Below are 6,838 nucleotides of genomic sequence, written 5' to 3'. Positions count from 1 at the left end.
CGCAGCTGTTGGAGGAGGATTTGCTAAAGGCTGGTAAGTATCGTAACGATAGCAAACTAATCCATGTTTATGCTGAAAAGCAGTTCGAAGCGTACGAGTGGTTGCAGGATCTGGGAGTGGTATTCGATAAGGTGTCGTTAAGCGGTAGCCAGTCGGTGCCTCGCAACCACAACGTGGATCCGGTCGCCGTTTTGGAATCGTTGCACGAACATTGTTTGCGCGAAGGCGTAACCTTTCGATCAAATGCGCCTGTCGTGCGGCTATTAACCGAACGGCAAGGGGGAAAAGCAGTCGTGGCCGGCGTCATTTTGGATAGTGGGGAAAAAATCACGACCAACCGGGGGGTTGTGCTCGCCACAGGAGGATTTTCGCGAGCGGCCGATTTAGTCGAACGGTTTGTTCCCCATTTGCGTAATGCGAGGGCGATGGGAGGATACGGGAACACCGGCGACGGTTTACGTATGGCATGGGCCTTGGGCGCCGATCTGAGAGATATGGCGAATGCCAAAGGTACCTTTGGTGCGCCATACGAAGCTCCTGATAAAGCGATTGAAGATGATGTTCCCAGGCTGATCTCTGCTATGTATCGCGGGGCGATCGTGGTCAATAAGCTGGGAAAGCGTTTTGTCAACGAGTCTATCTCTTACAAGAATATCGGCGATCGTTGTCTAGAGCAGCCTGACGCGCTGGCATTCCAGATTTTTGACCAGTCAGTGATGGATCAGTCCGAACCCCTGCCAACTGTTGTGAACTTTAAGGCTGCACTAGAGGCGGGAATGATCAAAGAGGCGGAGTCGATAGAGGAATTGGCTCATAAACTGGATGTGGATCCCGATGTGCTGAAGGAGACCATCGACCGATATAACCGTGCCTGTCAGGGCGAGCGGGCAGATGAGTATGGGCGAAGCTCACTCAGCACCGGATACGGGAAACCGACGCCCGTGATAAAGGGGCCGTTTTATGGTTTTCCATGCACGACGGGACTGACGTCTACGTATTGTGGTTTGCATACTGATGAGAACGCCAGAGTACTCAATGTGTATGACGAGCCAATCAACGGCCTCTATGCGACAGGCGAAATAATGGGGGGCTTTCACGGCGAATCCTATATGAGTGGTTCGTCTCTGGCAAAAGGCTGCATTTTTGGGCGCATCGCGGCACAACATGCCCTGGTCGCCTCTCCGGCGCAAGAGCGATAGGCTGAAGAATATGACCATCCTTGTCACTGCTTCCGAGGCGTATAAGCACCGCCATTATTCAATCCAGAAACCAGGTGAGCTTTTATGAAAATAGCGATTTTCAACAATCATCGTGTCGGCCTTGTCGAAGGTGATCTGATTTATGACGTTACGCAAGCCGTACCCGAGGTGGGTCCCGCATTCCCGCAAGTGTATATGTCGCGTCTGATAGACCAATGGCCGGAAAGACGGGACGATATATTGGCAGCGCGCCAGCGCGCGCAAGGCGTTTCTCTTGAAACAGTCACGCTGTATGCGCCCAATCCTGCCCCGTTGCATGTGGTCGCTGCTCCGGTTAATTATCGAAAGCATATCGGCGAGATCGGCGCTCGCTCAGTCAGCGGCAATTCGTCGGCGGTCGAGCGCGGCTTCTTTCTGAAGGCGTCGTCTTCGGTGAGCGGCCCCGGGGATGGAATCATTCTTCCAAAGAGTTCAGCCCGTCGCTTTGATCACGAATCAGAGTTGGCTGTGATCATCGGCAAGCGAGCCAAAAACATACCGCGTGAACAAGCGCTGGAGTACATTTTCGGTTATTCCTGCCTCATCGACATGACCATGAGGATGGAGCCGGGGGTGGGAGAGGAGGAGCGCGTTGCACGCAAATCCTTCGATACCTTTACGTCAATGGGGCCGTACATTGTGACGGCAGACGAGATCCCGGATCCCGGTGTTCTTGGCAATCGACTTTGGGTGAATGATCAATTGCGTCAGGATTCAAACACCAGTGCGCTTATTCTGGACGTACCCGGCTTGATAGAGTGGGTTTCGTCCGTTATGACGCTGCAACCGGGCGATGTCATCGCAACGGGTACGCCTGAGGGCGTCGGTCCCGTTGTACCGGGCGATCGGGTGCGTATGACCATCGAGAAAATTGGGACCTTGTCCGTGGATGTCAAGGAAGCAGTTGATTTTGCTCCCAAACGTTTTTAGGAGAGCTTGATGCGCTTAGTAAAAACACTGATTATCACGGCGATCTGTATGGTGCCGTACCTGGCGATGGCACCGCATTCGTCAGCTGCCGAGAGCTTTCCGTCTAAACCTGTACATGTCATTGTGCCCTTTCCACCTGGCGGCGGGGTGGATATTGTTGTCAGGGCCGTCGCTGCCGAATTAGACAAAAAATGGGGCCAGCGTGTTGTCGTGGAAAACAAACCGGGTGCAGCCTCCCTTATCGGTGCCGATGCTGTCTCGCATGCGCCGGCAGATGGCTATACGCTTCTTGCCACAATTAACCAGACGGTAACGTCAAACAGATTTTTATTCAAAAATATTCCTTACGATCCGGACAAGAGCTTTGCGCCGATCTCTCTGATGACGCGCAGTGATCAGATTTTACTGGCCAATGTGAATATGCCTGTGAGCTCGCTCAAAGAGTTGGTCTCAAAAGCCTCGTCAGTAAAATCCCCTTTTGCCTATGGTTCTTTTGGTAACGGGAGCCAGCCACATCTTTTGTATGAATTGCTCAAGGTCGAGGAAGGTGTAGATCTGACCCATGTTCCCTACAAAGGGGTTGTCCCGGCGTTGACTGCGTTGGCAGGCGGCGAAATTCAACTGGGCCTGGGTAGCGCCAATGTCGCGGGGGCCTTGATCAAGGCAGGAAGGATAAAGCCCATTGCCGTTGCCGGGGAGAAACGTTCTGAGGTCTACCCAGACGTGCCTACAACGACAGAAGAGGGTTTCCCAGGGCTTCAAGCCAGTGTCTGGTATGCCTTGTTTGCTCCAGCAGGAACGCCAGCACCCATTGTCGACAAGATCTCCACAGACGTTGCCAGTATTTTGAAGACGCCTGCATTTACAGAGAAACATCTGACGCCGCGCGGACTGGATCTTGTGGCTGGGGGCCCCGAAGAACTGGCAGCGGAAATACAGAAGGATGTAAAGCTGACTGAGGCGATGGTCCGGGCGGCTGGTGTGAAACCGGAATAGAACGGTGTTCATTGACTCGATAGGAAAAAATATGCATTCAGACACGCTGACGCCAGATTTTGAAACCACGCAAAACCTGGATGAACTTCATTTGAAGCTGGAAGAGATCAACGTAAAAAACGGCTGGAATAAGCCGACGCCATCGCTCTATCCAGAGCCCAGGCAAAAGTACGTGCCGGCGCATTGGCGCTATGCTGATGCGCGGGCTGCGCTGCACGCGGCGGGCCGGCTTGTAGGGACCGAATGGGCCGAGCGGCGCAATCTCATCCTGGCCAATCCGATAGAGGGTAACGACTACCCCACCGTGACGACCATGGTGGCGGCATACCAGATGGTCAAGTCCGGGGAAAAGGCCCGCAGCCACCGGCACACCCCGAATGCCATGCGCATTATTATGGAGTCGACTTCGCCCGCCTATACAATCGTCTCCGGCGTCAATGTGCCTATGGAGCCAGGCGATGTCCTGTTGACACCTAATTGGCACTATCACGGCCATGATAACCGCAGCGATACGGACGCCTATTGGATCGATATTCTGGATGCACCCACTGTCCAGTTGCTGGGTCCCATGTTCTTCGAGCATCATCCAGACGCCGTAGAAAAAACCGAGACGGTCGACCCGGACAGCCCGATGAGGTTTGCATTTCGCGATTATCGGCCGCAGTTGCTCGCCCAATCGGAAACCGTGTCTGGCGTGCGCATGCTTGCGCTGGGAGAAGGCATGGTGGAAACATTTGATCGCACGGCCATCGGGCTTGCTGCGGGAACAGTCTGGAAACAGCCAAGGAAAACTGCCAGCGACATACTTGTCGTCGTCGAAGGGGGAGGAGCTTCATCCGTTGGCGGCCATCAGTTTACCTGGGCACGCGGCGACGTGATCGCCGTACCCAGCTGGATCGCTCAGGAACATCGCGCCACGCAAGACGCCATTTTAATCCGCGTGTCGGATACGCCATTATTGCAAGCGCTGAACTGGGCCCGGGAAGAGAAATGAACATGACCGTTACCGGGCAACTCGCCGATTTCGCGTTATCTGTTACGTGTGATGACTTGCCGCCGTCGACGGTCCGAGCGTCAAAACTATTGATGCTGGATACGATCGGATGCGCCATCGGGGCGTTGGTGACGGACGAGGGACGCGCAGTATGCGCTATCGCTCAGTCATCGGGAGGCGAAGGCAGTGCCTCGGTGCTCGGTACTCGGCTCAAGGTACCCATGCAAACCGCCGCTTGGGCCAATGGTCGGCTGGGCAATATTCTGGATATGGATGAGTGCTACAAGGTTCAGGGGCATCACGCCCAGGCCAGTCTGGCGGCGGCGCTGGCCCTGGCCGAGTCGGGAGGCAGAGATGGCAAGTCTTTACTGAGCGCATTTACCATGGGGTTTGAAACAGGTGTCAGACTGGGAAATTTTCTGAGTCCCCGGGTCACGATAGACGAAAATGGGCGTACGAAAGGCTGGACCGGTCTTGTCGGGCCCGGCCAGGGGGTGCTGGCCGCATGCACGGCGACTGCACGTTTGGCGGGCTTGAGCCGCCAGGCTCTGGCCGATGCGTATGGTAATTGTGCGCAATATATGGTCGGCAGAGACTGGTCGCGTCAATGGGGGCGCGATGAAAATCTGGGGACGATGAAGTATGCCGATACCGGATGGAATGCGCAAGGCGGCATGATGGCGGCATGGCACGCAAGGGAAGGGGTGCGAGGCGTCAGCGATATTTTTGATACCGATAGCTACGCGCAGGTATTTAAGGGTGTCATCCTTGATCGCGACGCCATGCTGCGGGGCATGGGAAGCGAGTGGTATCTGCCCGAAACGTCCATTAAATTCTGGCCGTGCTGCCGTTGGATTCACTATGCCCTTACTGCATTTTCCGACGTTGTCCGGAAAAATGGTTTGAGGCTGGAGGACATCGAGCACGTTGACTTGCGCTCTTTTCCGATGATTCCTTATCCCCGTTTCTCCTTGCAAAGCAGTCCGCCAAATCTGGTGGCGGCCACCTTCAGTTTTGCGCACGCTGCCGCCATGGTGGCGCTGGGTGTACCGGCGGGACCTGCATGGTTTACCAAAGACAACCTATCGGGAGACATGGCGACTGCGATGCGCGCGCGCATTACGCTGAGTATCGATGAACGCGGCTACGATCCCGCTACCTGGGGACTCGACGAGGGCGTGTTGCGCGTTCCGTCCAGCGCCCTGATCCATGCCGGTGGCAGGCAGTTCGAAGCATTCTCCGACTTTGCGCTCGGAGATAGCTGGGCAGGCGCGCCACACTTCGATGAGGCAGATATTACCGCAAAATTCCGCCGCCTGATACAGGCAGGCGCGTCTGCTTCGGACAAAAGCGAGGACTTGATCGACCAAGTCATTCACGCCGTGTTGAATATTGATCAGTTGGAAGACGTACGAGATTTGACTCATTTGCTGCGGAATTTGGCGCCCTCCGCAGAACGAGATGCCATTTCCCTCGCGAATGCCCAGCAGTGATCCAACATCCAGAAAAGGAACGACTCATGCATTATTCACGTTATATGCTCATGCCCTTCTTGGTGGGATGCAGTATTGCCAATGTCATGCCGCAGGCGCAGGCCGATGAGCGTTTTCCAAACCAGCCCATCAAGATCGTCGTCGGGGCAGCGCCAGGCGGACTGGTAGACCTGGCGACTCGCAAAGTGGCGGAAATAGCCAGAGCATCGTTAAATGATGTGCCCATCATTATCGAAAACAAGCTCGGCGCGATGGGGACAATTGCCTTGCAACAAGTGCTCGGCAGCAAGCCGGATGGATATACGCTGGCATCCATTTCTACCAGTCCTGTCCTGATCGCCCCGCTTACTTCCAAAAATGTGAAGTATGACGCACTTAAGGATGTACGGTATCTTGTGAATTTGGTGGGGCCTTCGCAGGCACTTCTGGTTCGCGCAGATTCAAAGTATCAAACGCTGGAAGATCTTGTAAAAGATGCCAAGGCATGCCCGGGGGAAATTACTTACGCAACATACGGAGCATCTGATGCGGGGGGATTTGGCGTGCAAGTAATGGGCAAACAGATGGGAGCGGTGTTTAATAAAATTCCTTATCAAGGTTCGGCACAGCAGGTCATGGCCCTGCTGGCTGGCGAGGTGCAATTTACCGTGACATCCAATTATATGAATGAGGTGCGCAATGGCAGGATGCGTCCTCTGGCGTTGCTGGACAAACAGCGTTTTGAGCCGATAGCGGACGTACCGACATTCAAGGATCTTGGCGTCGATTTTGAGTTTCCGTGGATCACCGGTTTGGCCATGTCTCCCAAGGTGCCGGAAGACCGGGTAAAGACACTGGAGGCCGCGTTTCTTAAGGCAGCAAAAAGCGAAGAGTTCAAAGCCTTTATGAAGGAACGGGATGTGCCCCTTTATGTTCTCTCTTCTGCCGAAACACGAAAGCAAATGGAAGCTTATTTTCAAGACTTCACTGAGATTGTGAAAGAGTTCGGCGAGCAATGATGCCGACAGCAAGTCAATGCTCTTTACCGCCTATTTTTGGTGAACCATGAACAAATGTCATGCGATAACGGTCTCGTCCGATGGATCCCTGTGTCTCGTCAGGCAAAGTATTCCTGCACCAGAGGAGAACGAGGTTCTGATTCGTGTATATACGGCAGGTGTGAACAGGGGCGATATCAAGCAGAAATA

At 54.4% G+C, this 6,838-nt stretch carries 6 protein-coding genes; all 6 read left to right on the top strand.

Annotated elements, in window-relative coordinates; translation table 11 throughout:
• Positions 1–1,199 (top strand): FAD-dependent oxidoreductase (locus ACTIKR_RS19915; protein WP_442328813.1); only part of this gene is annotated, 1,199 nt, incomplete at its 5' end.
• Positions 1,200–1,283: 84 nt separating this feature from the next.
• Positions 1,284–2,168 carry a fumarylacetoacetate hydrolase family protein gene (locus ACTIKR_RS19910; protein WP_442328812.1) on the top strand — a complete coding sequence of 295 codons (885 nt, stop codon included), beginning with the start codon at positions 1,284–1,286 and terminating at the stop codon, positions 2,166–2,168.
• 9 nt (positions 2,169–2,177) lie between these two features.
• Positions 2,178–3,164, top strand: a complete 987-nt coding sequence (locus ACTIKR_RS19905; RefSeq protein WP_442328811.1) for a Bug family tripartite tricarboxylate transporter substrate binding protein — start codon at positions 2,178–2,180, stop codon at positions 3,162–3,164.
• Positions 3,165–3,195: 31 nt separating this feature from the next.
• Complete coding sequence (locus tag ACTIKR_RS19900; RefSeq protein WP_442328810.1) at positions 3,196–4,158, top strand: cupin domain-containing protein; 963 nt, start codon at positions 3,196–3,198, stop codon at positions 4,156–4,158.
• Positions 4,155–5,651, top strand: a complete 1,497-nt coding sequence (locus ACTIKR_RS19895) for an MmgE/PrpD family protein (protein WP_442328809.1) — start codon at positions 4,155–4,157, stop codon at positions 5,649–5,651. Before ACTIKR_RS19900 ends, ACTIKR_RS19895 begins: the two co-directional genes overlap by 4 nt.
• 26 nt (positions 5,652–5,677) lie before the next feature.
• Positions 5,678–6,649, top strand: coding sequence for a Bug family tripartite tricarboxylate transporter substrate binding protein (locus ACTIKR_RS19890; RefSeq protein ID WP_442328808.1), 972 nt, complete (start codon positions 5,678–5,680; stop codon positions 6,647–6,649).
• Positions 6,650–6,838: the final 189 nt, after the last annotated feature.

This window comes from Advenella sp., assembly GCF_052108595.1.
In the GTDB taxonomy this organism is placed as follows: domain Bacteria; phylum Pseudomonadota; class Gammaproteobacteria; order Burkholderiales; family Burkholderiaceae_B; genus Advenella.
The sequence above is the reverse complement of the archived record's forward strand: the minus strand, read 5'-3'. Positions and strand labels throughout refer to the sequence as shown.

What these genes read in the sequence shown, in the direction of transcription:
- ACTIKR_RS19910 (WP_442328812.1), top strand. Translation starts at nt 1,284, where the DNA reads ATGAAAATAGCGATTTTCAACAATCATCGTGTCGGCCTTGTCGAAGGT.
- ACTIKR_RS19905 (WP_442328811.1), top strand. Translation starts at nt 2,178, where the DNA reads ATGCGCTTAGTAAAAACACTGATTATCACGGCGATCTGTATGGTGCCG.
- ACTIKR_RS19900 (WP_442328810.1), top strand. Translation starts at nt 3,196, where the DNA reads ATGCATTCAGACACGCTGACGCCAGATTTTGAAACCACGCAAAACCTG.
- ACTIKR_RS19895 (WP_442328809.1), top strand. Translation starts at nt 4,155, where the DNA reads ATGAACATGACCGTTACCGGGCAACTCGCCGATTTCGCGTTATCTGTT.
- ACTIKR_RS19890 (WP_442328808.1), top strand. Translation starts at nt 5,678, where the DNA reads ATGCATTATTCACGTTATATGCTCATGCCCTTCTTGGTGGGATGCAGT.